Raw genomic sequence first — 26,131 nt, 5'->3', positions numbered from 1 at the left:
CGCCATGCACTGTCCCTTTTGCGGCGCACACGACACCAAGGTCATTGATTCACGGCTGGTAGCCGAGGGCGACCAGGTGCGCCGTCGCCGCGAGTGCCTGAACTGTGAGGAGCGTTTCACTACCTTCGAGACTGCCGAACTGGTGATGCCCCGCCTGATCAAACAGGACGGCAGCCGCCAGCCTTTCGACGAAGACAAGCTGCGAGCTGGCATGCAGCGCGCGCTGGAAAAGCGTCCAGTAAGCGTAGAGCGTCTTGAGGCAGCCATCGCCCATATCAAGCACAAACTGCGCGCCACCGGCGAACGCGAGGTGAAGTCGCGGGTGCTGGGTGAGCTGGTGATGCTTGAACTGCAGAAACTCGACGAAGTTGCCTATATCCGCTTCGCCTCGGTCTATCGCCGCTTCCAGGACCTCAACGAGTTCCGCGAGGAAATCGAGCGCCTGGCCCGCGAGCCGTCGAAAGAGTGATGGCCGGTAACGATCAGGCCTATATGGCCCGCGCCCTGGAGCTGGCGCGCAAAGGTATCTACTCCACCCACCCCAATCCGCGCGTCGGCTGCGTCATCGTTCGCGATGGCCAGATCGTCGGCGAAGGCTGGCACGTCCGTGCCGGCGAACCCCACGCCGAAGTCCACGCCTTGCGCCAGGCCGGTGAGCTGGCCCGCGGCGCGACCGCCTATGTCACCCTCGAACCCTGCAGTCACCACGGCCGCACGCCGCCCTGCGCCGATGCGCTGGTAGCTGCCGGAGTGGGGCGCGTGGTGGCGGCCATGCAGGACCCCAATCCCCAGGTCGCCGGCCGTGGCTTGAAACGCCTGGCGGATGCCGGCATTGCGGTCAGCAGTGGCGTGCTTGAGGCCGAAGCGCGGGCATTGAACACCGGCTTCATCAAGCGCATGGAACAGGGCCTGCCGTTCGTGCGGGTGAAGCTCGCCATGAGCCTGGACGGCCGCACCGCCATGGCCAGCGGCGAAAGCCAGTGGATCACCGGCCCGGAAGCCCGTTCGGCCGTGCAGCGCCTGCGCGCCAGCGCCAGTGTGGTGCTGACCGGAGCCGATACCGTGCTCACCGACGCCGCGCGTCTTACCGTGCGTGCCGAAGAGTTGGGCCTCGACCCTGAACTCACTGCCCTGGCCGTCAGTCGCCCGCCGCTGCGGGTGCTGGTGGACGGACGTTTGCGGGTGCCGCTGTCGGCGCCCTTTTTCCAGGCGGGTCCGGCGCTGGTGGCCACCGCCGGCGATGTCCGCGAAGTCAGTCCTGGCCACGAACTGCTGGCCATGCCCGGCGCCGATGGCCATGTCGACCTGCGCCGGTTGCTGCAAGAGCTGGCCGACCGTGGCGTCAACGAAGTCCTGGTAGAGGCCGGTCCGCGCTTGGCTGGGGCCTTTGCCCGTGCCGGGCTGGTGGATGAGTACCAGATTTTCATCGCCGCCAAGTTCCTCGGCTCCAGCGCCCGCCCGTTGCTGGACTGGCCGTTGGCGCGGATGGCCGAAGCCCAAGAGCTGAAGATCGTCGAAATGCGCGCCGTGGGTGACGACTGGCGAGTCATCGCGGTTCCCCGTCCCGCTGCCTGATTTCGCACGCGCCAGCATGCCCACGACAGCCGATGCAAGTTCGCCACGACTGTGATAAAACGCCTGCCAGCCAGTTTCATTGACTGGCTGAAACGTTCTCAGGGCGGGGTGCAAGTCCCCACCGGCGGTAATTGCGCTGAATGTGCATAGCCCGCGAGCGCCTGCCACTGGCAGGGTCAGCAGACCCGGTGTGATTCCGGGGCCGACGGTAATAGTCCGGATGAAGAGAGAACGGGATAGCCTGCCTGGGCTGGGGTACGTTCGTGCCTGCGCCCGCCAGATCCCTTTCGATCCGATACGCCCTGTTTTTCACGAAACAGGAGTTCCATCGATGTCACATGCAACAGCCCATATCCTTCCGGCGCCGGCGGATCGTCCGCACGCGGGTGAGGGGCGGGCGCCTATAATGCGTCTTTCGCCGGTTTTCACCGGCCTGCTGCAAGTTCTGGAGGTCCCATGTTCACCGGCATAATCGAAGCCATCGGCACCGTCCGTGCGATCACGCCCAAGGGCGGCGACGTCCGCGTCCTGGTGGAAACCGGCAAGCTGGATCTCGGTGACGTGAAGCTCGGTGACAGTATCGCGGTCAACGGTGTCTGCCTCACCGCCGTGGAACTGCCGGGCAACGGCTTCTGGGCCGATGTCAGCCGCGAGACCCTGGCCCGCACCGCCTTCGACGACCTGAAACCCGGCAGCCCGGTCAACCTGGAGAAGGCCCTGACCCCCACCAGCCGCCTCGGTGGCCACCTGGTCAGCGGCCATGTCGACGGTATCGGCGAAGTCGTGGCGCGGGAAGACAACGCCCGCGCCGTGCAATTCCGCATCCGCGCACCGCGCGACCTGGCCAAATACATTGCCCTCAAGGGTTCGATCACCGTCGACGGCACCAGCCTGACGGTGAATTCGGTGAACGGCGCGGAGTTCGAGCTGACCATCGTCCCGCACACCCTGGCCGAGACCATCATGGTCGACTACCGACCGGGGCGCCGCGTCAACCTGGAGGTCGACCTGCTGGCCCGCTACCTGGAACGCCTGCTGCTGGGCGACAAGGCCGCCGAGCCCCAGTCCTCCGGCCTGACCGAAAGCTTCCTCGCCGAACACGGCTACCTCAAACACTGAATTCATAAGGAGGGCCCATGGCTCTCAACAGCATCGACGAACTGATCGAAGACATCCGCCAGGGCAAGATGGTCATCCTCATGGATGACGAGGATCGCGAGAACGAAGGCGACCTGATCATGGCCTCCGAGTGCGTGCAGGCCGAACACATCAACTTCATGGCCCGCTTCGCCCGTGGCCTGATCTGCATGCCGATGACCCGTGAGCGCTGCGAGCTGCTGAAGCTGCCGCTGATGGCGCCGCGCAACGGTTCCGGCTTCGGCACCAAGTTCACCGTCTCCATCGAGGCCGCCGAAGGTGTCACCACCGGCATCTCCGCCGCCGACCGTGCGCGCACCGTGCAGGTGGCGGCCGCCAAGGGTGCCAAGGCCGACGACATCGTCAGCCCCGGTCACATCTTCCCGCTCATGGCCCAGCCGGGCGGCGTGCTGGCGCGTGCCGGCCACACCGAAGCGGCCTGTGACCTGTCGCGCATGGCTGGCTTCGAGCCGAGCGGCGTGATCTGCGAAATCATGAACGACGACGGCACCATGTCCCGTCGCCCCGAACTCGAGGCCTTCGCCGCCGAGCACGGTATCAAGATCGGCACCATCGCTGACCTCATTCACTACCGCCTGATCCACGAGCGCACCGTCGAGCGCATCGCCGAGCAGCCGCTGGACAGCGAGCTGGGCCATTTCAACCTGGTGACCTACCGCGACTCCGTGGAAGGCGACGTGCACATGGCCCTGACCCTGGGCAAGATCTGCCCGGAAGAGCCGACCCTGGTGCGGGTGCACAACATGGACCCGCTGCGCGATCTGTTCATGGTCAACCAGGCGGGCCGCTGGAGCCTGCGCGCCGCGATGAAGGAAGTGGCTGCCGCTGGCAGCGGCGTCGTGCTGCTGCTCGGCACCCCGCTCACCGGTCCGCAGTTGCTGGCCCACCTCGAGCGCCAAATGGGCGCCGAAACCAAGGTCACCAACCCGACCACCTACAGCACCGTGGGTGCCGGCTCGCAGATTCTCCGCGACCTCGGGGTGCGCAAGATGCGCCTGATGAGCTCGCCGATGAAGTTCAACGCGATATCCGGCTTCGACCTGGAAGTTGTAGAATACCTGCCCGCTGAATGACCCGTAGGGCTCTGGCCATCAAGGCCGGGGCCCTCGCTCTTTAATTGACGAGAACTCGCCCATGTCCCTGAAGACCATCGAAGGTACCTTCATCGCCCCCAAAGGCCGCTATGCCCTGGTGGTCGGCCGTTTCAACAGCTTCGTCGTGGAAAGCCTGGTGAGCGGCGCCGTAGACGCGCTGGTACGCCATGGCGTCAGCGAAGACGACATCACCCTCATTCGCGCGCCCGGTGCATTCGAGATCCCGCTGGTGGCCCAGAAGGTCGCCCAGCAAGGCGAGTACTCCGCCATCATCGCCCTCGGCGCGGTCATTCGTGGCGGCACCCCGCACTTCGAATACGTCGCCGGCGAATGCACCAAGGGCCTGGCCCAGGTTTCCATGGAATTCGGCGTGCCGGTCGCCTTCGGCGTGCTGACCGTCGACTCCATCGAGCAGGCTATCGAACGCTCCGGCACCAAGGCCGGCAACAAGGGTGCTGAAGCCGCTCTGTCCGCCCTGGAAATGGTCAGCCTGCTGGCTGCCCTGGAGGCCAAGTGAGCAACGCAGACGGTTCGGCGCCCAAGGCACCGAAAGGCAAGATCGCAGCCCGTCGCCAGGCCCGCAGCCTGGCGATGCAGGCGCTCTACTCCTGGCACATCGCGGGTCAGCCGCTCAACGAAATCGAGGCGCAGTTCCGCGTCGACAACGATTTCAGCACGGTAGACGGCGCCTATTTCCACGAGATTCTCCACGGCGTACCGCGCCAGAAGACCGAGATCGATGCGGCCTTCCTGCCCTGCCTGGACCGTGCCCTCGAGGAAGTGGACCCGGTTGAGCTGGCGATCCTGCGCCTGTCCACCTACGAGCTGATGAACCGCGTGGATGTGCCGTACCGCGTGGTGATCAACGAAGGTATCGAGCTGGCCAAGGTGTTCGGCGCCACCGACGGGCACAAGTTCGTCAACGGCGTGCTGGACAAGCTGGCGCCGCGCCTGCGCGCCGCCGAAGTCCGCGGCGGCAAGCGCTGATTGCAGCCGTCGCGTGGGTGAGTTCGAGCTGATCCGCCGTTTCTTCGCCTCTGCCGCTTGCGCGGCCGGAGGCGAAGGTATTGCCCTTGGCATCGGCGACGACTGTGCGCTGCTGCAACTGCCGCCTGGTGAGCAGCTGGCGATTTCCACCGATACCCTGGTGGCCGGCGTGCATTTCCCGCAAGGCGCCGACCCCTTCCTTCTTGGCCAGCGCGCCTTGGCGGTTTCCGCCAGCGACCTGGCGGCCATGGGCGCCACGCCCGTCGCGTTCACCCTCGCCCTGACCCTGCCCGACGCCCGAGCCGACTGGCTGGAGGGGTTCGCCCGTGGTCTATGCGCCATGGCGAGCGGCTGCGGGATCGGCCTGGTGGGCGGCGATACCACCCGTGGTCCGCTGAGCCTGACCCTGACCGTGTTCGGTCGTCTGCCCGCTGGCTTGGCCCTGACCCGCGCCGGTGCGCGTCCCGGCGACCTGCTGTGCGTGGGGGGCAGCCTGGGCGATGGTGCAGGCGCTCTACCGCTGGTGCTGGGCGAGCGGCAGGACAGCGGCGTGCAGGCGGACTACCTGCTGCAGCGCTACTGGGCGCCGCAACCGCAACTGGCCCTGGGCCAGGCGCTGCGCGGCCGGGCCACGGCGGCGCTGGATATCTCCGACGGTCTGCTTGCCGATTGCGGTCATATCGCTACCGCCTCGGGCGTAGCGCTGCTGATCGAAGCTTCGCGGCTACCGCTGTCTTCGGCCCTGGAAGGACTCTTTTCCAGGGAATTCGCCCTCAACTGTGCGCTAGCCGGTGGCGATGATTACCGCCTGGCCTTTACCCTGCCTGCCAGCGAGCTGGACGCCGTCCAGGCGGACTGGCCGGACGTGGCCGTGATCGGCCGGGTGGACGCCGGGCAGGGCGTGCACCTGCTGGACGCCGCCGGCGTCGAAGTAAAGCCGCCGGCACTGGGTTATCAACATTTCGGGAGTCAAGGTGACTGATCGCGAATCGGCCACGCCGCAACCCATCCCTCATTCGGTATGGAGCAACCCCTGGCATTTCATCGCCTTCGGCTTTGGCTCGGGTACCTTGCCCAAGGCCCCGGGCACCTGGGGGTCGCTGGTAGCGCTACCCTTCATTCCGCTCTGGCAGATGCTGCCGGACTGGGGTTACTGGCTGATGCTGGGGCTGACCATGCTGTTCGGCTTCTGGCTGTGCGGCAAGGTGGCCCACGATCTGCGCGTGCATGACCATGAAGGCATCGTCTGGGACGAGATGGTCGGCATGTGGGTCACCCTCTGGCTGGTGCCCGAGGGCTGGCAATGGTTACTGCTGGGTTTCCTGGTGTTCCGTGTGATGGACATCCTCAAACCCTGGCCAATCCGCTGGATCGACCGCCATGTCCACGGTGGCGTGGGGATCATGCTCGACGATGTGCTGGCCGGGGTCTTCGCCTGGCTGGCGATGCAGCTCATCATCTGGGGTCTGGCCTAGTCTTGGTAGGACCTGCGGCGGGGATGGGTGGGTGGAGGGCAGTGTGATGCGGAGTTGGATACTGAAGGTCCTGATCGGTTGCCTGTTGCTGCCCGCAGCCTGGGCCGAGCCGTTCCCGGCCAACGAAATCCATCTCGCCAGCGAAGTCTGGCCCGAGCACACCGAGGCCAACGGCACCGGGCTCGGCTGGGACATCCTGCGCCGGGTCTATGAACCCGAAGGCATCCAACTGAAGATCCGCTCCATGCCCTATACCCGCTCCATCGGCCTGGTGCAGCGCGGCGAGGCGGATGCCTGGGTCGGTTCCTACCGCAACGAGGTCAAGGACGCCTGGTACCCGCGCTGGCACTACGACGCCGACCAGGTCAGCGCGCTCTCGCTGAAATCCACTCCGGTCCCCACCTTGGCCACCCTCGGGCAGTACCGCCTGGCCTGGATTCGTGGCTACGACTACCAGGACTACCTGCCGAACCTGAAGCACTTCAAGGAGATCCAGCGGCGCAGCGGCATCCTCTCGATGCTTGAACAGGGTCATGTGGACTTCTACATCGATGCCCGCACCGAGGTGGACGATGTGCTGGAAAGCGCTACCGACCGCGGCCGCTTTCGGATTACCCCGCTGGTGCGCCTGCCGCTCTACCTGGGCTTCGCCAACACAGCGCGCGGCCGTCATCTGGCGGATGTCTTCGACCGACGCATGAGCGCCCTGGTCGCCAGCGGCGAGCTGAAACCGTTGTTCAAACGCTGGAAGCAGCCTTACTCCTTCGACAAGGAACTGGAGAAACCCCATGTCGCGCCCTGACTTGCGATTCGTCGCCTTCCTGCTGGCGTTCGCTCCGCTACTCGCGGCCGCTACCCAGGTGCAAGTGGTCGGCCTCTTCCCCGGAGCAGCGGTACTCAACGTCGACGGCCAGCGCAAGCTGGTGAAAGTGGGGCAAACGGGCCCGGGTGGCGTTCAGGTAATCAGTGCCGACAGCAAGGGAGCTGTGCTGCGCGTCGACGGCGTCGAGCGCAGCTACGGCCTTTCCCGCGAATACAACCAGGCCGGCAGCTCCGCCGCGCCCGGCACTCCGGCCGCGCCGCAAAAGGCCCAGCTGAGCGTCGCCCGTGGCAACAATGGGCATTATCAGGTGGCGGGCTCCATCGAGGGTCATCCGGTGCAGTTCCTGGTGGACACTGGCGCCACCAGCGTCGCCATGAACGAGAGCCAGGCCCGTCGCCTGGGTATCGACTACCGGGTGAAGGGGCTGCCGATGAAGGCCAGCACCGCCGGCGGTACGGTCAATGCCTGGCGGGTGAAGTTCGACAGCATCAAGGTCGGCAGCCTCGAAGTGCTGGGCGTGGAAGGTGCGGTGATCGAGGGCGAGGCGCCGGTGGAAGTGCTGCTGGGCATGAGTTTCCTCAACCGCGTGCGCTGGCGCGAAGAGCAGGGCGTTCTTCTGCTGGAGTCGAAATTCTAAGGGCGCTTCCTTCGAGCCATTCGATACTTATCCCCAACTATTCAATCTGACCTGCCGGTTAGTGCTGCTGTTACAATGCCGGCCTTGCCAATTTCCAGGAGTTCTCCGGTGTCTGTCGTTTTTGTCGCCGCCTCCCAACTGCCCACTCCTTTCGGCGTGTTCACCATGCACGGCTTTCTCGATGAGGCCAGTGGTAAGGAACACGTTGCTCTGACCTTGGGCGATGTGGCCAGCGGCGAACCCGTCCTGGGCCGCCTGCATTCCGAGTGCCTCACCGGTGACGCCCTGTTCAGCTTGCGTTGCGATTGCGGCTTCCAGCTCGAAGCGGCCCTGAGTGCCATCGCCGAAGCCGGCTGCGGCGTGCTGCTGTACCTGCGTCAGGAAGGTCGTGGCATCGGCCTGCTGAACAAGATCCGCGCCTATGAACTGCAAGACGGCGGCGCTGATACCGTTGAGGCCAACGAACGCCTGGGCTTCGGTGCCGATCAGCGGGATTATGCGATGTGCCAGCCGATGCTGGAGCACCTGGGCGTCTGCGCCATCAAGCTGATGACCAACAACCCACGCAAGGTCAAGGCGCTGGAGAGCTACGGCCTCAACGTGGCCGAGCGCGTACCGCTGCAGACCGGGCTGAACAAGCACAACCGCAAGTACCTGGCTACCAAGGCCGGCAAGCTCGGGCACATGCTCGGCAACCTGCATCAGGCGGAAGCCGAGTCGTGACCCGCAAGGACGTCCGTCGCCGGCTGGCCCTGGCCTGGTGGCGCCAGCTGGGCTACACCCTGGTGCCGCTGCTCATCATGAGTTACCTGTTCGGTGACGGCGAACCGGTGCTGCCGGTGCTGCAGATGCCGCTGTTCATTGCAGCGCTAGCGTCCATGTTCCTCAGCCTGCCGCTGTTTTCCGCGTACAAACGCGCGCTGGTTGCGACCGAAGCTGCTCTTGGCCGTGCCGAAGAGCCGGGCGCCTGGCAAGAGCTGGCTCGCCGTCGTGGCAAGGCGTTCCTTGCCGCCGGCTTGCCAGCCTGGATCGCCGCCCTGGCGGTGCTGGTCGGCCTCAATGCAGTGGCGCTGATCCTCCTCGCCCTGAGCAGCCTGGTGCTGCTCTACCTCTACCGAATTCCCCGCCAGCTCGGCTGATGCGCCGACTGCTCACCTTCCTGCTGTTGTGCCTGGCCCTACCCGCCACGGCACAGCTGCGGGTGGTCAGCCTGGCGCCTTCCCTCACGGAAACCATGCTCGACCTCGGCGCCGGCGACCTGCTGGTGGGCGTGCTCGACGGCGGTGATCGTCCAGCGGCCCTTGCGGGTCTGCCATCGGTGGGCCGATACGGCCAACTGCAGGCGGAAAGCCTGCTCAGCCTCAAGCCTGACCTGGTGTTGCTGTGGCCCGACAGCGTCGGCGCCGCTGGGCGCGAACAGCTGAAAAGGCTCTCGATTCCCCAGTTGGTCGTAGAGCCCCGGAATCTGGAGCAATTGGCGCACTCGTTCATCGAGATCGGCGAGCGAATCGGTCGGGCCGACCAGGGCCGCCAGTTGGCCGCGCGCTTCGAAACAGGCCTGGCGGAATTGCGCCAGCGCTATCACCGTGAGGCCCCGCTGAGGGTCTTCTACCAGGTGTGGGACACGCCGCTCTACACCCTCGGCGGCAAGCAGATCGTCAGCGATGCCCTGAAGGTCTGCGGTGCGCGGAACGTCTTCGCCGACCTCCCGCTGCCGGCGCCACAGGTGGGCGTCGAGGCCGTGCTGCAGCGCAATCCGACGGTGATCCTGGTGAGCGAGCCGGGCCAGGCCAGCGCCTGGGCGTCCTGGCCGCAATTGGCGGCGGTGAAGAGCAAGCAAGTCTGGCCAGTGCCGGACCGGGGGCTGGAGCGGCCGAGTTTCCAGATGCTGGGTGCGACCGAGAAGCTTTGCCGCCTGCTGGAGACTGCAAGGTAGATACAGAGGGAGATGATGGGTTTCGTACCTCAACCCATCCTACGGGTGCGCCATTGGGTGGCTGCCTTTGTAGGATGGGTAGAACGAAGCGAAACCCATGCAGTGGGGGCTCAGACGCCCAGCAGCGCCAGCCGCTTGCGCACCGATGCCTCGATACCCGCCGCGTCCAGCCCGCACTCGGCGAGCATTTCCGCCGGCTTGGCGTGTTCGACGTAGTAATCCGGCAGGCCCAGGTGCAGCACGGGCTTGACCAGGTTCTCGCGGGCGAGGAACTCGCTGACGGCGGCGCCAGCACCACCCATCACGCTGTTTTCTTCGATGGTCACCAGCAGCTCATGGCTGCCGGCCAGCTCGCGGACCAGCGCCTCGTCCAGGGGTTTGACGAAGCGCATGTCGACCACGGTGGCGTCCAGGTTCTCCGCCACTTGCAGGGCTTCGGCCAGTTGCACGCCGAATACCAGCATCGCCACTTTCGAACCCGTGCGACGTACCACGCCCTTGCCGATTTCCACCGGCGCCAGGGTCGGGTCGATCGCGGCGTTCGGACCGCTGCCGCGCGGGTAGCGCACGGCGGCCGGGCCTTCGAAGTGGTAGCCGGTAGTCAGCAACAGGCGCAGCTCGTTCTCGTCGCTAGGGGTCATCACCAGCATGCCGGGGATGCAGCGCAGGTAGGAGAGATCGAAGCTGCCGGCGTGGGTCGGGCCGTCTTCGCCCACCAGGCCGGCGCGGTCGATGGCGAACAGCACGTCGAGGTTCTGCACGGCCACGTCGTGGATCAGTTGGTCGTAGCCGCGCTGGAGGAAGGTGGAATAGATGGCCACCACCGGCTTGGCGCCGTCGCAGGCCATGCCGGCCGCCAGGGTCACAGCGTGCTGCTCGGCGATGGCCACGTCGAAGTAACGATCCGGGAAGCGCTCGCTGAAGGCCACCAGGTCGGAGCCTTCCTTCATCGCCGGGGTGATGCCCACTAGGCGCGGGTCCTGCCCGGCCATGTCGCACAGCCACTGGCCGAACACGCTGGAGTATTTCGGGCCGGACGGTTTCTTCGGCGCGGCCGGGGCCTTGATCGGCTCCAGTTTGGTGATCGCGTGGTAGCCGATGGGATCGACTTCCGCCGGGGCGAAACCCTTGCCCTTCTTGGTCACCACATGGAGGAACTGCGGGCCCTTGAGGTCGCGCATGTTGCGCAGGGTGGCGACCAGGGTGGGCAGGTCGTGGCCGTCGATGGGGCCGATGTAATTCCAGCCCAGCTCCTCGAACAGCGTGCCGGGAACCAGCATGCCCTTGGCATATTCCTCGGTGCGACGCGCGATTTCCCAGGCGCCGGGCAGGCGCGAAAGCACCTTCTTGCTGCCTTCGCGCATGCTGGCGTAGGTGCGGCTGGAGAGGATCTTCGCCAGGTAGTTCGACAGGCCGCCGACATTGTGCGAGATCGACATGTCGTTGTCGTTGAGGATCACCAGCATGTCGGCCTGCACGTCCGACGCGTGGTTGAGCGCCTCGAAGGCCATGCCGGCGGTCAGCGCGCCGTCGCCTATCACGGCGATCGACTTGCGGTTTGAACCCTGCATGCGGGCGGCGATGGCCATGCCCAGGGCGGCGCTGATGGAGGTGCTGGAGTGACCGACGCCGAAGGTGTCGTACTCGCTTTCCACGCGCCGCGGGAAGGCGGCGATACCGTCCTTCTGGCGCAGGGTGCCCATCTGCTCGCGGCGCCCGGTGAGGATCTTGTGCGGATAAGCCTGGTGGCCCACGTCCCAGACCAGCCGGTCGTCGGGTGTGTCGTAGACGTAGTGCAGGGCGATGGTCAGCTCCACCACACCCAGGCCGGCACCGAAGTGACCGCCGGTCTTGCCGACGGTATAGAGCAGGTACTGGCGCAGTTCGTCGGCCAGGGTTTCCAGCTCCGCCTCGCCAAGCCGGCGCAGTTGATCCGGCGTCGCCGCGCGGTCGAGCAGGGGCGTGACGGGGCGTTCGCGGGGGATCTCGTGGAACGTCGTGGGCATCAGGCGAATCGTTATAGGTAAAAAAGATGGGCAAGTTTACCTGATGCACTCGTCAGTGCCCAAACGTGCTGTCAGTCAGTTCGTAGCACCTTGTGTGATTGATTACGCCGGGTAATGCCGCGCCAGGAAATCCAGCAACCGCTCATTCACCGCGGCCGGTCGCTCGTTCTGCAGCCAGTGGCCGCAATCGGGCAACCGATGCTGTTCCAGGCGTGGCACCAGATCGGCCATGCGCTTGAGCGTATAGGCCTCCAGCCGGGCCACCGGGTCATGGTCGCCGACCATGAACAGCGTGGGTTGCTCGACCTGCCGGCCTGCGAGGTGCTCGGTCTGCTGCCAGTTGCGGGTGAAGTTGCGGTACCAGTTCAGTGGCCCACGGAAGCCGTGTTCGGCCAGGGTGCGCTGGTAGAAGGCGAACTCGTCGGCGTCGCACCAGCCGGGCAGCGCCGGTGACGCGTCGAGGCCGTCCAGCAGGCGGGCATCGGCGGGTTTGTCGCGCAGCAGGGCGTCGCCCAGGTCACTGAGCAGCAGGCGCAGGCTGCGGTCCAGGTCGGCGTCCAGTTCGGCTTCGGCCACCCCCGGTTCCTGGAAGTAGAGGATGTAGTTGAAGCGCCCGGCGTTGGCCTCGCGCATGATTTCGATGGCCGGCCGCTTCGGGCGACCGCCGAAGGGCACCGAAAGCGCGCCCACGGCACGAATGCGCTGCGGCTCAAGCAGGGCCAGGTGCCAGGCCACGGGGGCGCCCCAGTCATGGCCGACCACGCAGGCGTCTTCCTGCCCAAGGCTGTCCATGGCGGCCTGGATGTCGGCGCAGAGGGTCAGCAAGGCATAGTCCTCGACGGCCTCGGGGGCGCTGCTCTGACCGTAGCCGCGCATTTCCGGCACCAGGACGCGGTAGCCGGATGCGACCAGCGGTCCGATCTGCTGGCGCCAGGAGTACCAGCACTCGGGAAACCCATGCAGCAGCCAGACGGGACGGCCATCGCTCGGGCCGGCCATGTAGAGGCTCAGGGTGATGCCGTTGACCTGCAGCAGGCGGTGTTCGAGAGGGGGCATGACAGGCTCCGGTGGCTTACCAGGTATCGACGAAGGGACGTTTCTTGCCGTCGCGCCTGGCCGGTCGACCCGCAGCGGTCAGGCCTCGTAGCAACCAGGCGCGGGTTTCTTCTGGATCGATCACGGCGTCGATCTCGAGGAAGCTCGCCATGTTGATCGCCTTACCGTTCTGGTAGGCCTTGGCCACCATTTTGTCGAATAGCTTCTGTCGCTCGGCTGGGTCGTCCACGGCAGCCAGCTCCTTGGCATAGCCCAGGCGCACCGCGCCCTCCAGGCCCATGGCGCCGAATTCGCCGCTGGGCCAGGCGATGGTGAACAGCGGCGAATGGAAGCTGCCCGCCGCCATGGCCTGGGCGCCCAGGCCGTAGCCCTTGCGCAGCACCACGGTGAAGAAGGGAACCGCGAGGCTGGCTGCGGCGACGAACATCCGCGAGACATGGCGCACCGTGGCCTGCTTTTCCGACTCCGGCCCCACCATGAAACCGGGGGTATCGCAGAGCGAGAGCATGGGGATGTCGAAGGCATCGCAGAGCTGCATGAAACGCGCAGCCTTGTCGCCGGCCTGGGCGTCGATGGCGCCGCCCAGGTGCATGGGGTTGTTGGCCAGCAGGCCGAAGGCCTTGCCTTCGATGCGAATGAAAGCGGTGATCAGCCCCGGTGCGAACTGACGGCGCAGCTCCAGCACCGAGTCCTGGTCGGCAATGGTTTCGATCAGCGCGCGGATGTCGTAAACCCGCAGGCGGTTCTCCGGGATGGCGTGACGCAGCAGGCGCTGGTCGGCGCACTGCCAATCGGCGAGGCCGCCCTGGAAGTAGGACAGGTATTTCTGCGCCACCCGCACCGCCTCGGTTTCATCGTCCACCAGCACGTCGATCACGCCGTTGGGGCCCTGGACGCTAGTGGGGCCGACCTCCTCCGGGGCGAAACTGCCCAGGCCGCCGCCTTCGATCATCGCCGGACCGGCCATGCCGATACTGGCGTTCTTCGTCGCGATGATCACGTCGCAGCAGCCGAGCAGCGCGGCGTTGCCGGCGAAGCAACGACCGGAAACCACCCCCACCAGCGGCACCAGCCCGGACAGCCTCGCCATGCCGACAAAGGTGTGACAGTCCAGCCCGGCCACGCCGACGAAATCCGAGTCGCCCGGTCGCCCACCGCCCCCCTCGGCAAAGAGCACCAGCGGCAGTCGCCACTGCTCTGCGAGCCCCAGCATGCGGTCGGTCTTCTTGTGGTTCATCACCCCCTGGGTGCCGGCGAACACGGTGTAGTCGTAGGCGATGGTCATGCAGCGTGCTGCGTCGCTGCCGAACTGCCCGGCATTTACGGTGCCGATGCCGGCCACCAGTCCATCGGCCGGGCTCTGCTCGATCAGCTCTTCCAGCGAACGACGCCGGCGCTGGGCGGCCAGGGCCAAGGCGCCGTATTCGATGAAGCTGCCGTCATCCAGCAGCGCATCGAGGTTCTCGCGGGTGGTGCGCTGGCCGGTCTTGCGGCGCTTGGCCACTGCCTGCGGGCGGCGCTCATCGCGGGTGATGGCGTGGCGTTCGAGCACCTCGGCGAGGTCGGCGCGGATATGCTCGAGGTCATGGCTTTCTTCCGATTGTGCGGTGTCGCCGTTCACCTCGGCCGGTTCCAGGAATAGCAGCGGCGCGCCTTCGAACAGGCTGCCACCGGGCGTCACAGCCAACGCGCGGACGATACCGCCTTGGGTCGCCTTGACCACGAACTCCATTTTCATCGCTTCCAGCACGGCCACCGGCTGGCCGGCGGCGACAGCATCGCCGACCTGCACGTCCAGGCTGACCAGCACGCCCTGGCTGGGGGCATTCAGCGGCACGCACCCGGCCGGTGCCTCGATCTGGTCGCCAGGGTTGCCGCCTGCGTTACTCGCAGCGCTGATGAACAGGTGAGGGTGGGCTTCCTGCTGCGGCGTCAGGAGTTGGCCAATCTCTCGCTCGATGAAGCGGGTGTCCACGCCACCTGCCAGTTCCGGGCGGCGCAGCAGGTTCTGCAGGAAGTGGATGTTGCTCGCCACGCCTTCCAGGCGGAACTCGCAGAGCGCGCGATAGGCGCGGCGCAGGGCCATGGGAAGGTCATCACCCTGGACGATCAGCTTGGCCAGCAGCGAGTCGTAGCTCGGACTGGTGGGGTAGCCGGCATAGCCGTAGCCGTCGACGCGAATACCCGGACCACTGGGCGGTTCGTAGGCGCTGATCAGGCCGCCGGCGGGGCGGGCGCTGCCGTCGCTCTGCATGCTTTCCAGGTTGATCCGCAACTGCACGGCGAATCCGCGCGCAGGCACGGGCTCCGCCAGGCCCAGGTCGGCCAGGCGGGCGCCGGCGGCGAGGCGCAGTTGCGTCTGGACGAGATCGATGCCGGTGACCGCTTCGGTGATGCAATGCTCCACTTGCACGCGCGGGTTGGCTTCCATGAACACGAAGTCGCCGCGTTCGCCGTCCACCAGAAACTCGAAGGTGCCGATGCCGCGATAGGCAACGGCGGCTGCCAGGGTCAGCGCAGCGTCCAGGATGCGCTGGCGCAGGTTTGCGTTCAGGTCGGGTGCCGGGGCGATCTCGATCACTTTTTGGTGGCGCCGCTGCAGGCTGCAATCGCGTTCCCAGAGGTGGCTCACCCGCTCGCCGTCGCCCAGTACCTGGACCTCGATGTGGCGGGCGTTCTCGATCAACCGCTCGACGTACAGCTCGCCGTTGCCGAATGCTGTGCGGGCCTCGGACTGGCAGCGCTCGAAGGCCTGCTCCAGTTCGACCACGTCGCGTACCGCACGCATGCCGCGCCCGCCCCCACCGGCCAGTGCCTTGAGCATGATGGGGCCACTTTCCAGCAGGGCTCGGGCTTCCTCGAGGGTGGTGGCCTGGTTGCTGCCCGCTGCCAGCGGCAGGCCGCAGCGGGCCGCCAGTTCACGGGCGCGGGCCTTGTCACCGAACAGCGCCAAGGCCTCGGCTGAAGGGCCGACGAAGCGAACGCCAGCCGCCTCGCACCGCCGCGCGAAGTCGGCGTTCTCGCTGAGAAATCCGTAACCGGGATGCACCGCGTCGCAGCCGTGCTGGCGAGCGATCTCGACCAGTTGCGCAGCGTCCAGATAGGCCGCGGCACCTCGGCCCTTCAGGGGGACCGCGAGGTCGGCCTTGCGCCGGTGCAGGGACAGGTCGTCGTCCTCGGCGTACACCGCGACGCTGCGAATCCCCAGTTCGGCGGCGGCGCGGGCGATGCGGATGGCAATCTCGCCACGGTTGGCGATCAGCAGGGACTGGATGGCAGTGTTCACGGCGAGGGTCCTGGGCGTGGGATCCAGAGATATTAGGCAGCGTGGGTCGTTCGCCACAGCCAACTGTGTCGTGACGAATACCCGCCACTCAGGGCCGTTGATGATCCGGTGACATGGATTGTCCGAATCGGCCCTTGTCGCCGCCCCGCACGCTGCAGTATCTGTGGCGCCCTCATCTCTTCCACAAGGACCGTCCATGAACGAGCTGCTGCACAGCCTGGACTGGGTGCTGCCCCTGCGCAGCGATCTAGTAACGCCGGTGATGCGCTTCTTCACCCTGTTGGGCTACGAGAAGTTCATCCTCTTCTTCCTGCCGCTGGGGTACTGGGCCTGGAACCGTGGCGTATTCCTGCGCCTGCTGGTGCTGGTGGCCGTTACGGCGCTGCTCAATGCCTGGCTCAAGGACTACTGGCAGGACCCGCGCCCGGACATCGCCCTGCGCATGGACCACGAGGTCGGCGACACCTTCGGCCTGCCCAGCGGGCATGCGCAGATAGCCGTGGTCATCTGGTTCTGGCTGGCCTTCGAGCTGCGCCGCGCCTGGGCCTGGGTAGTCAGCGGCGTAGTGGTCACGGGGATCATCTTCAGCCGTCTCTACCTCGGCGCCCACGATGTGGAAGACGTGGTGGGCGGCTCGCTGCTGGGCATCGCCACGCTGCTGCTATTCGCCCAGGTGCGGCACTGGAGCTGGTGGCGCGAGGCCCACGGACTCTGGCATCTGGGGTTGATCCTGTTGGCGTTCCTGGCAGCCTGGCTGACCTGGCCGGGCGTGGCACCGAGCTACGTACCCCTGCTGGCGGGGCTGATGCTCGGCGTGCTGTTCGGCTATCGCCAACTGGTGTTTTCCGCCGAGGTCGCGACCTGGCGCCGCCTGCTGGCCGCCGTCATTGGTGCGGGGATGTTCATCCTGTTGCAGAAGGTGCTGAAGCTGGCAGGCGCAGCGTGGCCGCTGGACCCGCAACTCTGGCAAGGGCTGCGCGGGCTGGTCATGGGCCTGTTCGTGGCGGCGGCGATGCCGTGGCTGCTCATACGTCTCGGCCTCCTGGCCGTTCAGCGTGAGCCGGTCCCCGAGTCATTGGCCGGTAACGCCGCTTGAGGTGCGCTGTGCTGAATTAAGCATCGGAACGGGGGAATAGCGCCAAGCGGGCGTGGGGCATACAGGCCACTGTAGCGATTCGCTATAGAGGAGATGTCCCCATGATCCGAATGACCCTGGAAGAAGTCCGCCAACTGGTGGATACGGTACTGCGCCGGCACGGCTTCAGCGAAGCCCATGTGCAGGCGGTGTCAGCCACCATCGTTGCCGGCGAGCGGGACGGCTGCACCTCCCACGGGGTGTACCGTCTGCCGGGTTGCATCAGCACACTGCGCGCGGGCAAGGTCTCCCCCGATGCCGAACCCGAGGTCTTCGACAGCGCGCCGGCCTTAGTGCGGGTCGATGCCCACGGCGCCTTCGCCCAGTGTGCCTTCCATGCGGGAATGCCATTGCTGGTGGAGAAGGCTCGCAGCCAGGGCATTGCCCTTCTGGCTATCAACCGTTGCGTTCACTTTTCCGCCCTCTGGCCAGAAGTCGAGCCCCTTACCGAAGCGGGCCTGGTTGCGTTGGCCTTTACGCCCAGCCATGCCTGGGTTGCGCCGGCCGGCGGCACCCGTCCGCTGTTCGGCACCAACCCCATCGCCTTCGGCTGGCCGCGTCCGGGCAAGCCGCCTTTCATCTTCGACTTCGCCACCAGCGCCGCCGCCCGTGGCGAGATCGACCTGCACCGCCGCGCCGGCAAGCCGATCCCGCCAGGCTGGGGCATCGATCAGGATGGCCAGCCCACCACCGACCCGCTGACCGCACTGAACGGCGCCATGCTGACCTTTGGCGGTCACAAGGGATCGGCCCTGGCGGCCATGGTCGAGCTGATCGCCGGCCCCATGATCGGCGACCTCACCAGCGCCGAATCCCTGGCCTTCGATGAGGGCACCCGGTCGTCGCCCTATGGCGGTGAACTGATCATCGCCATCGATCCGCAGCGCTTGCTCGGCGCTGAAGCCGAGCTGCACCTGCAGCGGGCCGAGGCGATATTCGACGGCATCCTGGCGCAGGGCGCGCGCCTGCCGTCGCAGCGCCGCTACGAGGCACGGGCGCGCAGCGCGGTGGAAGGCGTCAGCATCCCTCGGCCGTTGTACGAGGAGATCCAGGCGCTTGGAGGCTTAGCCTGATTTCGCTGTTCCCGGAGGCGGGTATCACCTCCGGGGTACGCGCTGCTCTCGGTATCCCGGTCGCGTCTCCCCCTTCCCGATGCTGCAAAAAAAGCCCCGGCCGAAGCCGGGGCGAATCGGGACTCCCTGGGGCTTGCCGACACCCTTAGCCCAGGGCCTCCCGCGTGGTCATGCCGTCCACCAGGCGGGCGATGCCCAGCGGGTTGGCGTTCTTGAGTACATCCGGCAACAGCGCATCGGGATAGTTCTGGTAGCACACCGGGCGCAGGAAGCGGGTGATCGCCAGGCTGCCGACGGAGGTTCCACGGGCGTCCGAAGTGGCTGGGTAGGGGCCGCCGTGGACCATGGCGTCACAGACCTCCACCCCGGTTGGGTAACCGTTGAGCAGCAGACGCCCGGCCTTGCGTTCCAGCAGCGGCACCAGCCGTGCGGCTGTCTCCTGGTCGCTCGGCTCGGCGATCAGGGTGGCGGTGAGTTGGCCCTGCAGTGCGGCGAGGGCCTGCTCCAGTTGCGCCAAGTCGGCCACCTCCACCAGTACGGTAGTCGGGCCGAAGATCTCTTCCTGCAGCAGTTCGTCGCCGTCCAGTAGCCGGCTGACATCGGCCTGGAACAGCTGCGGCCAGGCCTGATTACCCTGCTGCGGCTGCCCCGCCAGGTGGCGGATGCCGGAGTGGGCGTGTAGTCGAGCCAGGCCCTGCGTATAGCTTTTCAGGGTGCCGGTGTTGAGCATGGTTTGCGGTGCCAGGTCGGCCATGCGCTCGGCGAGCCTTTCGACGAAAGCGCTGAATTGCGGCGAGCGGAGCCCGATGACCAAGCCGGGGTTGGTGCAGAACTGCCCGCAGCCGAGCACTACCGAGGCTGCCAGCTCGTCGGCCACTTGCGCGCCCCGGCACTTCAGCGCCTCGGGCAGCAGGATCACCGGATTGATGCTGCTCATCTCGGCGAACACCGGAATCGGCTGCGGCCGTGCGGCAGCCAGGTCGCAGAGGGCACGACCGCCTTTCAGCGAGCCGGTGAAGCCCACCGCCTGGATTGCCGGATGCTTGACCAGCCACTCGCCCACACCGCCGCCGAAGATCAGGTTGAATACCCCGGCCGGCATGCCGGACTTCGCTGCCGCGCGGAGGATGGCGTCGGCCACCCATTCGGAGGTGGCCATGTGGCCGCTATGAGCCTTGAACACCACCGGGCAGCCGGCGGCGAGGGCCGCAGCGGTATCGCCGCCGGCGGTGGAGAAGGCCAATGGGAAGTTGCTGGCGCCGAATACCGCCACAGGGCCGATACCCAGCTGGCACTGGCGCAGGTCCGGACGCGGCAGCGGCTGGCGCTGGGGTTGCGCGCGATCGATGCGTGCCCCGTGGAAATCGCCCCGGAGCAGTACCTGGGCGAATAGTCGTAGCTGGCCACTGGTGCGGCCGCGCTCGCCCTGGATGCGAGCGGCCGGCAGCGCGGTTTCACGGCAGACGGTGGCAATGAAGTCCTCGCCCAGCGCGTCCAGCTCAGCGGCGATGGCGTCGAGAAACTCGGCGCGGCGCAGGGCCGAGAGCTGCCGGTAAATCGGATAGGCCGACTCAGCGGCGCGTGCGGCGGTGTCCACCTCGGCAGCGGTGGCCTGGCGAAAGGCGCCGGGCAGCGCCTCGCCCGTCGTCGCGTCGACACTGTGCAACAGCACCTCGCCCGCGCCGCTGCGGGTGCCGCCGATGTAGTTGAAGCCGGATTGCGATGTCATGGTCATTCGTATCCCGGAGGTGGTCCGTAGCCCGGATGAAATCCGGGTTCTACCTGTGGATCGCTTTCCCGGATGGCATCCGGGCTACCAGGCTGACGGCCCTGGCAGGGGCCGCCAGCGGGTGGCTTAGAGGCCGACGTCCGGCAGGTGCGGCCGATTGGCCATCGCCTTGGCCATGATCGCCTCGACGTGGCGGCGGTCCTCACCCTGCAGGGCCAGGCGCGGCGGTCGGGTCAGCGCGCTGCCGCGGCCGGCGATCTCTTCGCAGAGCTTGATGCACTGAACCAGGTCCGGGCGGGCGTCGAGGTGGAGGATCGGCATCAGCCATTCGTAGATGGGCATGGCTTCGGCGAAGCGGCCGGCCTTGGCCAGGCGGAAGATGGTTTCGCCTTCCTGGGGGAACACGTTGGACATGCCGGAGATCCAGCCCTGGGCCCCGACCGCGATGCTTTCCAGCACCACGTCATCCAGGCCGGCGAAGAGGATGAAGCGGTCGCCCACTTCATTGCGTACGTCGATGAAGCGGCGGGTGTCGCCGGAGCTGTCCTTGAAGCAGACGACGTTCTCGCAGTCGGCCAGGGAGATGAGGATGTCCGGGGTGACGTCGTTCTTGTAGATGGGTGGGTTGTTGTAGACCATCACCGGCAGGTCGGTGCTCTTGGCCACGGTACGGAAGTGCTCGGCGGTTTCATGGGGCTTGGAGGAGTAGACCAGCGCCGGCATCACCATGATGCCGTCGACGCCGACCCGCTCCACCGCTTGGGCGACCTTGCAGGCCCCGGCGCTGGTGAATTCGGCAATCCCGCAGATCACCGGCACGCGGCCGCCGGAGGCATCCTTGGCGACCTCGGTGACGGCCATCTTCTCCTCGATGGTCAGCGAGGTGTTTTCGCCGACGCTGCCGCACACCACCAGCCCGGATACGCCGTCGCGCACCAGGTTGGAAATGACCTTGTGGGTTTCCTCCAGGTTCACCGAGAAATCGCTGTTGAATTGGGTGGTGACGGCGGGGAAAACACCGCTCCAGTTGACGCTCTTGCTCATGGGGTAACTCCATCTTGGGGCTATGAGTGGGCGAAACCTGCCCGGCAGTCCCGCTCTAGGAGACTGGTTGTGTGGGCGTACCGGGTTCGCTCGGGTTGTCGGGGCGGGTGCGCTATCAGCTCATGGCACTACCCTCCGGCTCCGTGGGCCAGGTATCGGACAGCCGATAGCCGCCTGGCCAGGGATCGTCGGGGTCGAGCATGTGTTGGTGAGTACCAGTGATCCAGGCGCGGCCGCTGATGCTGGGAATGATCGCCACGCGGCCGGCGACATCGGTCAGCGCTTCGATCCGGCAATGGAATTGCGAGCCGATGATGGAGCGGCCGATGAAGGCTTCGCCCAGTTCCAGCTGGCCCTTGGCGTGGAGCACCGCCATGCGTGCCGAGCAACCGGTGCCACAGGGCGAGCGGTCGATCTTGCCCGGGCGGATCACCACGGCGTTGGCTGCGCCCACAACGCCCTGCTGGCGATCGACAGGCGCGGCGATCTGGCAGAAGGAGATGTGGTCCCAGTCCGGGTTGAGCGGGTGGACAAAGCCCAACTGCTCATTCGCCGCGCGAGTGATTTTCAAGCCGGTGGCCGCCAGGTCGGCGGCCTCGTCGGCCGTCAGGGAAAAGCCCAGTCGCCTCGCATCGGCGATGACGAAACTGTCGCCGCCATAGGCGGTATCCACCTGCAGCGAGCCGATGCCGTCCACTTCGATCCAGGCATCCAGCCTGTCGGCGAAGGCGGGCACGTTGCGTACCGTCACCCGCTCGGCCTTGCCATCGCGGCAGTCGGCGGTGACTTCGATCAGCCCGCCCGGGGCCTCCAGCACCAATCGGGTCTGCGGTTCCGTCATCGGCAGGATGCCGCTGTCCAGCAACACGGTGGAGACGCACAGCGAGTTGGAGCCGGACATGGGCGGAGTGTCCGCCGGTTCCATGATGATCCAGGCCATCTGCGCCCGTGGGTCCTTGGCCGGCACCAGCAGGTTGACGTGGCGGAACACGCCGCCGCGTGGTTCGTTGAGGACGAAGTTGCGCAGGGTTCCATCGCTGGCGATCCAGCGTGACTGCTCCCACAGGGTTGCGCCCGGTGGCGGCGCGACACCGCCAACGATCACGTCGCCCACTTCGCCTTCGGCGTGGCAGCTGACTACATGAATGAGCTTCGAGGTACGCATATCAGTTCACCGATTTCAGGAAGTCTGCGGTTTCGGGAAGCTGCGGTGCGCCGATCACCTGTTCCGGTGGACCGATCTCATGGATGCGTCCGTTGCGGAAGAACGCCACGCGGTCCGATACATCGCGGGCGAAACGGATTTCGTGGGTCACCAGCACCATGGTCATGCCTTCGGCGGCGAGCATGCGCATGGTGTCCAGCACTTCGCCGACCAGTTGCGGGTCCAGCGCCGAGGTGGCCTCGTCGAACAGCATGTAGTCCGGCGACATGGCCAACGCGCGGGCAATCGCCATCCGCTGCTGCTGGCCGCCGGAGAGCTTGTTGGGGAAGACCTTGAGCTTGTCGCCGAGGCCCACGTGGGTGAGCTGGCGCACGGCGACTTCCTCGGCCTCCTCGCGGCTTTTCCCGAGCACCTTGCGCGGGGCCAGCATCACGTTCTCCAGGACGGTCAGGTGAGGGAAGGCGTTCCACTGCTGGAAAACGATGCCGATCTTCTGCCGCAGCTTGTTCAGGTCGGTGCCCGGTGCGTGGACCTCCGTGCCGTCGACACGGATCTGCCCACCCTGGATCGGCTCCAGGCCGTTGATGCACATCAGCAGGGTCGACTTGCCGGAACCGGAGCCGCCGATGATCGAAACCACCTCGCCCTTGTTCACGGTCAGGCTGACACCCTTGACCACATCGAGCGCGCCGAAGGATTTGTGCACGTTGTCGATCTCAATCATTTTCCTGCCACCTTTTTTCCATCTGGGCGCCCAGTCGGGCGATTACCAGGCTCATGACGAAGTAGATGAGGCCGGCGATGCCGAGCACGAACAGCGGCTCCTGCAGCCGGGTGACGATGGTCTGCGAGGCGCGCAGCAACTCGACGATGCCGATCCAGAGCACCAGCGAGGTGTCCTTCATGACTGCCAGTGTCAGGTTGATCCAGCCGGGGAAGGCGACGCGCGTGGCCATGGGCAGAACGATGTGCAGCAGGTCCTGGGTATGGCTCATGCCCAGTGAGCGGGCCGCGCGACGGGTGGACTGCGGCACCGCCAGGACGCCGCCCCGGACGATCTCCGCGCAGTAGGCGGTGGCGTAAGTGCCAAGCACCACGCAGGCCACGGTGAAGGCGGACCAGTCCAGCCCGATGATGGTCTTGAAGGCATTGAACAGGACGAACTGGATCAGCAGCGGCACGCTGCGGAACACATCCAGCACCCAGGCCAGTGGCAGGCTGGCGCGCGGCAGCAGGGCACGGACCAGGCCACAGAGGATGCCCAGCAGCGTGCCGATGAGCATGGCCCAGGCGGTCAGCGTCAGGGTCGTCCAGGCACCCTGGAGAAGGAACTGCATGTCGTTCCAGGTAAAGCTCGAGGTATACATGCCGGGCTCCTCAGTAGCGGAACAGGCGCCAGGCCATCAGCCGCGCCCCGAGGACGATCAGCTTGGCGAGGACGAAGTAGAGGACGGCCGCCAGGGCGAAGTACTCGAAGGTGCGGAAGGTCTTCACGTTCAGCGCCTGGGTCACTCCGGTGAGGTCGCTGGTCATGCCCACCACCACGCCCAGCGAGGTCATCAGCAGCGCCCAGACCATCTGGTTGGTCAGCGGGTAGAACACCACGCGCAAGAGCTGCGGAATCACCACCAGGCGATAGGCCTGGAAAGCGCCCATGCCCAGCGATCGGGCCGCACGCATTTGCGTCTGGGGCACGGCGTTGAGCCCGCCACGGAAGGTCTCGGCCAGGTAGCCGGCGTTGTTGAAGGTGATGCCCGCCAGCAACGCCGTCCAGGACCCCATGTGCAGGCCGAAGGCGCCCAGCCCGAAATACAGCATGTAAACCTGGAACAGCGCCGGGGTGTTGCGCGCAATGGAGACCCAGGCCATGGCGACCGCCTTGACCGTGCGGTTGCCGGACTGCTGGCCAAGGGCAAGGCCGATGGCGATCGCCGTACCGAGCAGCATCGACACGACGGCGATCTCCAGGGTGACCAGCGCACCACCGAGCATTTCCGGTAGGGCGAGGAAGGCGGATCGCCAGTGGAAGGTGTAGTCGAACATCCGAAACTCCTCTCTGGAACCGCGCCGGAGGCTTGGCCCCCGGGCGGTTCCTAGCGCTTTTCAGGTACCTGTCAGCGGTAAACGCCGCTGGCGGTCAGCACCGGAGCATCGCCGCCGACCCATTGGGTGAAGAGTTCCTGGTAGCGGCCGGACCGCACCTGGTGGTTGACGAACAAGTTGAGGTAGTTGAGCAGGCCGTACTCGCTGCGCTTGGCGCCCAGGGAGACGTAGTCGATGTCGTACGGTGCGGTGCCGGCGATGGTCAGGCCCTGGTACTTGCCGGACTTGATCAGCGAGGAGGCGACGGTGGAGGTCACGGTGGTGGCGTCGATCTGGCCCTGGCTCAGGGCGAGCACGGCGTCGGCGAGGGACTGGTAGGCATGGAAGGCGCCCTTGGCGTCACCCCACTGCTTGACGTCTTTCTCCAGGGCGATGGCTTCATAGGTGCCTGCAGGCCCGCCAACGGAGCGTCCTTTGAGGTCGTCGTAGCCCTTGATGCTGGCGTTTTCACGGGTCAGCACCACCATCTGGAAGGCGAAGTAGGGAATGGTCAGGCCGACGGTCTTGGCCCGTTCCAGGGTGTCGGAGGTCGAGGCGACGATGACGTCGGCGCGGCCGGAAACCAGCGCGGGAATGCGGTCGGGGAAGGGGGTTTCGACCACTTCGGCTTCCACGCCCAGGGTTTTCGCGAGGTCCCTGCAATAGTCGACGTCGAAGCCTGCCGGGGCGTTGTTCTGGTCGCGGAAACCCATGGGTGGAAAGTCGAGCGTGACCGCACAGCGCAGCTTTCCGGATTCGATGATGTCGTCGAGTTTGTCGGCCTGGGCACTGAGCGCCAGGGTCGAGCCAAGTGCAGCGCTGAGTGTCAGGACAAGGGCTTTTTTATTCTTCATCGTGGGCCTCGAAAGTCATGGATGTAAGTGCTACGGGTGGTTGGAAAGGGTGTCGCTTTCTCCCGGTACGGCGTTTTGCGGCTGGACTCCTGAAGTCGATTCGACAGCTCAAGCGTCGCCTTTGAAGGCCGTTTGCCGCTTGATGGTTTTCCGTTGGGGCGATGACGAAATCAGCACAACGGAGGTTTTCGCGGACGAGCACGAACCGGCACGGCGCGCTGGGCGGCCATGCCGGTGGCGAGAGGAACCTAGGGGGGGGCGAATCAGTCGCGGCAGGTGTCGCGGTACTGGCTGGGAGACAGGCCGGTGAGGGCCCTGAACTGGCGGCTGAAAGCGCTGTGGTCGGTGTAACCGCAGCTGAGGGCAATCTCAGTGATGGGCAGGTCGCTGGCGAGCAGTTGGGTGGCGGCGCTGAGGCGCGCTTTGTGGATCATCTGGCGCGGGGTGAGCTGGAAGATACGCTTGCACAGGCGTTCGAGCTGGGCGACCGAGAGCCCCGCAATGACGGTCAACTGCTCCAGGCTGAGGGGGGCGGCGTAATGCTCACGAATGTGAGCGTCCACCGCCGCCAGCCGCTGATAGGCGGGGTGGCTGGATTGCGGGGCTTGCAGGTCGTAGGAAATACCCGCCATGCCGATCACCTGTTGTTGCGCGTCGCGCAGGGCCAGCTTGTGGGTCAGGCACCAGCCGGGTTGCCGGCCGGGATAGAGGTGCAGTTCCAACTGGTCGCTGAGCGGCTCGCCCTGCTCCAGGACGCGGCGGTCCTGTTCGGTGTAATGCGGCCCGAAGCGGGTTGGAAACACATCTTCGGCCGTGCGCCCGAGCAGGGCTTCCTTGCTCTTGAGGCCGCAGCGTCGGGCCAGGGTCTGGTTGACCAGTACATAGCGCGCCTGCGGGTCCTTGATGAAGAACACCACATCGGGCATGGCATCCAGCAGCGGGGCGATCTGCTCCATGCAGTCGAGCAGCGTGGGTAGGTTGCGGGCAGTGGGAAGGTGTTCGAGCTTCATGACGCG

General features: G+C 66.2%; 26 protein-coding genes and 1 riboswitch. Of the genes, 15 read left to right on the top strand and 11 right to left on the bottom strand.

The genetic code is table 11. The annotated features are described in order from the left end of the window. The first annotated feature begins 4 nt into the window (after positions 1–4). The 13 genes from nrdR (at position 5) to G559_RS0115965 (ending at position 9,685) form a co-directional block, all read left to right on the top strand. The gene (nrdR, locus tag G559_RS0116025) at positions 5–469 is read left to right on the top strand and encodes a transcriptional regulator NrdR (RefSeq protein WP_028629209.1); all 465 of its coding nucleotides are present in this window, start codon (positions 5–7) and stop codon (positions 467–469) included. Then, the gene (gene ribD / locus G559_RS0116020; protein ID WP_028629208.1) at positions 469–1,575 is read left to right on the top strand and encodes a bifunctional diaminohydroxyphosphoribosylaminopyrimidine deaminase/5-amino-6-(5-phosphoribosylamino)uracil reductase RibD; all 1,107 of its coding nucleotides are present in this window, start codon (positions 469–471) and stop codon (positions 1,573–1,575) included. The genes nrdR and ribD overlap by 1 nt, the downstream gene beginning before the upstream one ends. A 90-nt stretch (positions 1,576–1,665) precedes the next feature. Then, positions 1,666–1,812, top strand: a riboswitch (FMN riboswitch). A 219-nt stretch (positions 1,813–2,031) separates the two neighbouring features. Further along, positions 2,032–2,694 carry a riboflavin synthase gene (locus G559_RS0116015; protein WP_028629207.1) on the top strand — a complete coding sequence of 221 codons (663 nt, stop codon included), beginning with the start codon at positions 2,032–2,034 and terminating at the stop codon, positions 2,692–2,694. A 17-nt stretch (positions 2,695–2,711) separates the two neighbouring features. Beyond that, positions 2,712–3,806 carry a bifunctional 3,4-dihydroxy-2-butanone-4-phosphate synthase/GTP cyclohydrolase II gene (ribBA, locus tag G559_RS0116010; RefSeq protein WP_028629206.1) on the top strand — a complete coding sequence of 365 codons (1,095 nt, stop codon included), beginning with the start codon at positions 2,712–2,714 and terminating at the stop codon, positions 3,804–3,806. 61 nt (positions 3,807–3,867) lie between these two features. Next, complete coding sequence (gene ribH, locus G559_RS0116005; protein WP_028629205.1) at positions 3,868–4,344, top strand: 6,7-dimethyl-8-ribityllumazine synthase; 477 nt, start codon at positions 3,868–3,870, stop codon at positions 4,342–4,344. Beyond that, positions 4,341–4,814, top strand: a complete 474-nt coding sequence (gene nusB / locus G559_RS0116000) for a transcription antitermination factor NusB (protein ID WP_028629204.1) — start codon at positions 4,341–4,343, stop codon at positions 4,812–4,814. The genes ribH and nusB overlap by 4 nt, the downstream gene beginning before the upstream one ends. 13 nt (positions 4,815–4,827) lie before the next feature. After that, complete coding sequence (gene thiL / locus G559_RS0115995) at positions 4,828–5,796, top strand: thiamine-phosphate kinase (RefSeq protein WP_028629203.1); 969 nt, start codon at positions 4,828–4,830, stop codon at positions 5,794–5,796. Then, positions 5,789–6,289, top strand: a complete 501-nt coding sequence (locus G559_RS0115990; protein WP_028629202.1) for a phosphatidylglycerophosphatase A family protein — start codon at positions 5,789–5,791, stop codon at positions 6,287–6,289. Before thiL ends, G559_RS0115990 begins: the two co-directional genes overlap by 8 nt. 46 nt (positions 6,290–6,335) lie before the next feature. Further along, positions 6,336–7,091 (top strand): substrate-binding periplasmic protein, encoded by a 756-nt coding sequence (locus G559_RS0115985; RefSeq protein WP_028629201.1) that lies wholly within the window; start codon positions 6,336–6,338, stop codon positions 7,089–7,091. Further along, the gene (locus G559_RS0115980) at positions 7,078–7,749 is read left to right on the top strand and encodes a retropepsin-like aspartic protease family protein (RefSeq protein ID WP_028629200.1); all 672 of its coding nucleotides are present in this window, start codon (positions 7,078–7,080) and stop codon (positions 7,747–7,749) included. The genes G559_RS0115985 and G559_RS0115980 overlap by 14 nt, the downstream gene beginning before the upstream one ends. 108 nt (positions 7,750–7,857) lie before the next feature. Then, the gene (ribA, locus tag G559_RS0115975; protein ID WP_028629199.1) at positions 7,858–8,472 is read left to right on the top strand and encodes a GTP cyclohydrolase II; all 615 of its coding nucleotides are present in this window, start codon (positions 7,858–7,860) and stop codon (positions 8,470–8,472) included. Next, a complete protein-coding gene (locus tag G559_RS0115970) occupies positions 8,469–8,888 on the top strand; it encodes a hypothetical protein (RefSeq protein WP_028629198.1) in 420 nt (139 codons plus the stop codon). The genes ribA and G559_RS0115970 overlap by 4 nt, the downstream gene beginning before the upstream one ends. After that, on the top strand, positions 8,888–9,685 hold the full coding sequence (locus G559_RS0115965) for a cobalamin-binding protein (protein ID WP_028629197.1): 798 nt from the start codon (positions 8,888–8,890) through the stop codon (positions 9,683–9,685). The genes G559_RS0115970 and G559_RS0115965 overlap by 1 nt, the downstream gene beginning before the upstream one ends. Before the next feature lie 110 nt (positions 9,686–9,795). Here the strand turns inward: G559_RS0115965 and dxs are convergent, their stop codons facing one another. From dxs to G559_RS0115950, 3 genes are all read right to left on the bottom strand, one after another. Next, positions 9,796–11,691 (bottom strand): 1-deoxy-D-xylulose-5-phosphate synthase, encoded by a 1,896-nt coding sequence (dxs, locus tag G559_RS0115960; protein WP_028629196.1) that lies wholly within the window; start codon positions 11,689–11,691, stop codon positions 9,796–9,798. 102 nt (positions 11,692–11,793) lie between these two features. After that, on the bottom strand, positions 11,794–12,747 hold the full coding sequence (locus G559_RS0115955) for an alpha/beta fold hydrolase (RefSeq protein ID WP_028629195.1): 954 nt from the start codon (positions 12,745–12,747) through the stop codon (positions 11,794–11,796). Positions 12,748–12,763: 16 nt separating this feature from the next. Continuing rightward, the gene (locus G559_RS0115950) at positions 12,764–16,033 is read right to left on the bottom strand and encodes an acetyl-CoA carboxylase family protein (RefSeq protein ID WP_028629194.1); all 3,270 of its coding nucleotides are present in this window, start codon (positions 16,031–16,033) and stop codon (positions 12,764–12,766) included. Between the two features lie 196 nt (positions 16,034–16,229). On the opposite strand from G559_RS0115950, the gene G559_RS29640 reads away from it, so the two are divergent. Together G559_RS29640 and G559_RS0115940 are read left to right on the top strand one after the other, a co-directional pair. Beyond that, positions 16,230–17,129 carry a phosphatase PAP2 family protein gene (locus G559_RS29640; protein ID WP_051246706.1) on the top strand — a complete coding sequence of 300 codons (900 nt, stop codon included), beginning with the start codon at positions 16,230–16,232 and terminating at the stop codon, positions 17,127–17,129. Positions 17,130–17,230: 101 nt separating this feature from the next. Continuing rightward, positions 17,231–18,241 carry an Ldh family oxidoreductase gene (locus G559_RS0115940; RefSeq protein WP_028629193.1) on the top strand — a complete coding sequence of 337 codons (1,011 nt, stop codon included), beginning with the start codon at positions 17,231–17,233 and terminating at the stop codon, positions 18,239–18,241. A 145-nt stretch (positions 18,242–18,386) separates the two neighbouring features. Here the strand turns inward: G559_RS0115940 and G559_RS0115935 are convergent, their stop codons facing one another. The 8 genes from G559_RS0115935 to G559_RS0115900 form a co-directional block, all read right to left on the bottom strand. Beyond that, positions 18,387–19,970, bottom strand: coding sequence for an aldehyde dehydrogenase (NADP(+)) (locus G559_RS0115935; RefSeq protein ID WP_028629192.1), 1,584 nt, complete (start codon positions 19,968–19,970; stop codon positions 18,387–18,389). A 126-nt stretch (positions 19,971–20,096) separates the two neighbouring features. Then, positions 20,097–21,014: a dihydrodipicolinate synthase family protein gene (locus G559_RS0115930; RefSeq protein WP_028629191.1), complete on the bottom strand. Its 918-nt coding sequence runs from the start codon at positions 21,012–21,014 to the stop codon at positions 20,097–20,099. Positions 21,015–21,129: 115 nt separating this feature from the next. Then, a complete protein-coding gene (locus tag G559_RS0115925) occupies positions 21,130–22,179 on the bottom strand; it encodes a trans-3-hydroxy-L-proline dehydratase (RefSeq protein WP_028629190.1) in 1,050 nt (349 codons plus the stop codon). 1 nt (position 22,180) lies between these two features. After that, positions 22,181–22,903 carry an amino acid ABC transporter ATP-binding protein gene (locus G559_RS0115920; protein WP_028629189.1) on the bottom strand — a complete coding sequence of 241 codons (723 nt, stop codon included), beginning with the start codon at positions 22,901–22,903 and terminating at the stop codon, positions 22,181–22,183. Beyond that, complete coding sequence (locus G559_RS0115915; protein ID WP_028629188.1) at positions 22,896–23,546, bottom strand: amino acid ABC transporter permease; 651 nt, start codon at positions 23,544–23,546, stop codon at positions 22,896–22,898. The genes G559_RS0115920 and G559_RS0115915 overlap by 8 nt, the downstream gene beginning before the upstream one ends. A 10-nt stretch (positions 23,547–23,556) precedes the next feature. Continuing rightward, a complete protein-coding gene (locus tag G559_RS0115910) occupies positions 23,557–24,222 on the bottom strand; it encodes an amino acid ABC transporter permease (RefSeq protein ID WP_028629187.1) in 666 nt (221 codons plus the stop codon). A gap of 71 nt (positions 24,223–24,293) precedes the next feature. Next, positions 24,294–25,115: an ABC transporter substrate-binding protein gene (locus G559_RS0115905; protein WP_028629186.1), complete on the bottom strand. Its 822-nt coding sequence runs from the start codon at positions 25,113–25,115 to the stop codon at positions 24,294–24,296. A 263-nt stretch (positions 25,116–25,378) separates the two neighbouring features. After that, positions 25,379–26,071: an AraC family transcriptional regulator gene (locus G559_RS0115900; RefSeq protein ID WP_394296417.1), complete on the bottom strand. Its 693-nt coding sequence runs from the start codon at positions 26,069–26,071 to the stop codon at positions 25,379–25,381. Positions 26,072–26,131: the final 60 nt, after the last annotated feature.

It is taken from the genome of Metapseudomonas resinovorans DSM 21078, assembly GCF_000423545.1.
In the GTDB taxonomy this organism is placed as follows: domain Bacteria; phylum Pseudomonadota; class Gammaproteobacteria; order Pseudomonadales; family Pseudomonadaceae; genus Metapseudomonas; species Metapseudomonas resinovorans.
Note: the sequence above shows the minus strand (reverse complement) of the source record. Positions and strands in the feature narration are given on the sequence as shown.

Coding starts and splice junctions, on each gene's coding strand:
- nrdR (WP_028629209.1), top strand. CDS start 5: ATGCACTGTCCCTTTTGCGGCGCACACGACACCAAGGTCATTGATTCA.
- ribD (WP_028629208.1), top strand. CDS start 469: ATGGCCGGTAACGATCAGGCCTATATGGCCCGCGCCCTGGAGCTGGCG.
- G559_RS0116015 (WP_028629207.1), top strand. CDS start 2,032: ATGTTCACCGGCATAATCGAAGCCATCGGCACCGTCCGTGCGATCACG.
- ribBA (WP_028629206.1), top strand. CDS start 2,712: ATGGCTCTCAACAGCATCGACGAACTGATCGAAGACATCCGCCAGGGC.
- ribH (WP_028629205.1), top strand. CDS start 3,868: ATGTCCCTGAAGACCATCGAAGGTACCTTCATCGCCCCCAAAGGCCGC.
- G559_RS0115985 (WP_028629201.1), top strand. CDS start 6,336: ATGCGGAGTTGGATACTGAAGGTCCTGATCGGTTGCCTGTTGCTGCCC.
- G559_RS0115980 (WP_028629200.1), top strand. CDS start 7,078: ATGTCGCGCCCTGACTTGCGATTCGTCGCCTTCCTGCTGGCGTTCGCT.
- G559_RS0115965 (WP_028629197.1), top strand. CDS start 8,888: ATGCGCCGACTGCTCACCTTCCTGCTGTTGTGCCTGGCCCTACCCGCC.
- dxs (WP_028629196.1), bottom strand. CDS start 11,691: ATGCCCACGACGTTCCACGAGATCCCCCGCGAACGCCCCGTCACGCCC.
- G559_RS0115955 (WP_028629195.1), bottom strand. CDS start 12,747: ATGCCCCCTCTCGAACACCGCCTGCTGCAGGTCAACGGCATCACCCTG.
- G559_RS29640 (WP_051246706.1), top strand. CDS start 16,230: ATGAACGAGCTGCTGCACAGCCTGGACTGGGTGCTGCCCCTGCGCAGC.
- G559_RS0115940 (WP_028629193.1), top strand. CDS start 17,231: ATGATCCGAATGACCCTGGAAGAAGTCCGCCAACTGGTGGATACGGTA.
- G559_RS0115935 (WP_028629192.1), bottom strand. CDS start 19,970: ATGACATCGCAATCCGGCTTCAACTACATCGGCGGCACCCGCAGCGGC.
- G559_RS0115930 (WP_028629191.1), bottom strand. CDS start 21,014: ATGAGCAAGAGCGTCAACTGGAGCGGTGTTTTCCCCGCCGTCACCACC.
- G559_RS0115925 (WP_028629190.1), bottom strand. CDS start 22,179: ATGCGTACCTCGAAGCTCATTCATGTAGTCAGCTGCCACGCCGAAGGC.
- G559_RS0115920 (WP_028629189.1), bottom strand. CDS start 22,903: ATGATTGAGATCGACAACGTGCACAAATCCTTCGGCGCGCTCGATGTG.
- G559_RS0115915 (WP_028629188.1), bottom strand. CDS start 23,546: ATGTATACCTCGAGCTTTACCTGGAACGACATGCAGTTCCTTCTCCAG.
- G559_RS0115910 (WP_028629187.1), bottom strand. CDS start 24,222: ATGTTCGACTACACCTTCCACTGGCGATCCGCCTTCCTCGCCCTACCG.
- G559_RS0115905 (WP_028629186.1), bottom strand. CDS start 25,115: ATGAAGAATAAAAAAGCCCTTGTCCTGACACTCAGCGCTGCACTTGGC.
- G559_RS0115900 (WP_394296417.1), bottom strand. CDS start 26,071: ATGGAGCAGATCGCCCCGCTGCTGGATGCCATGCCCGATGTGGTGTTC.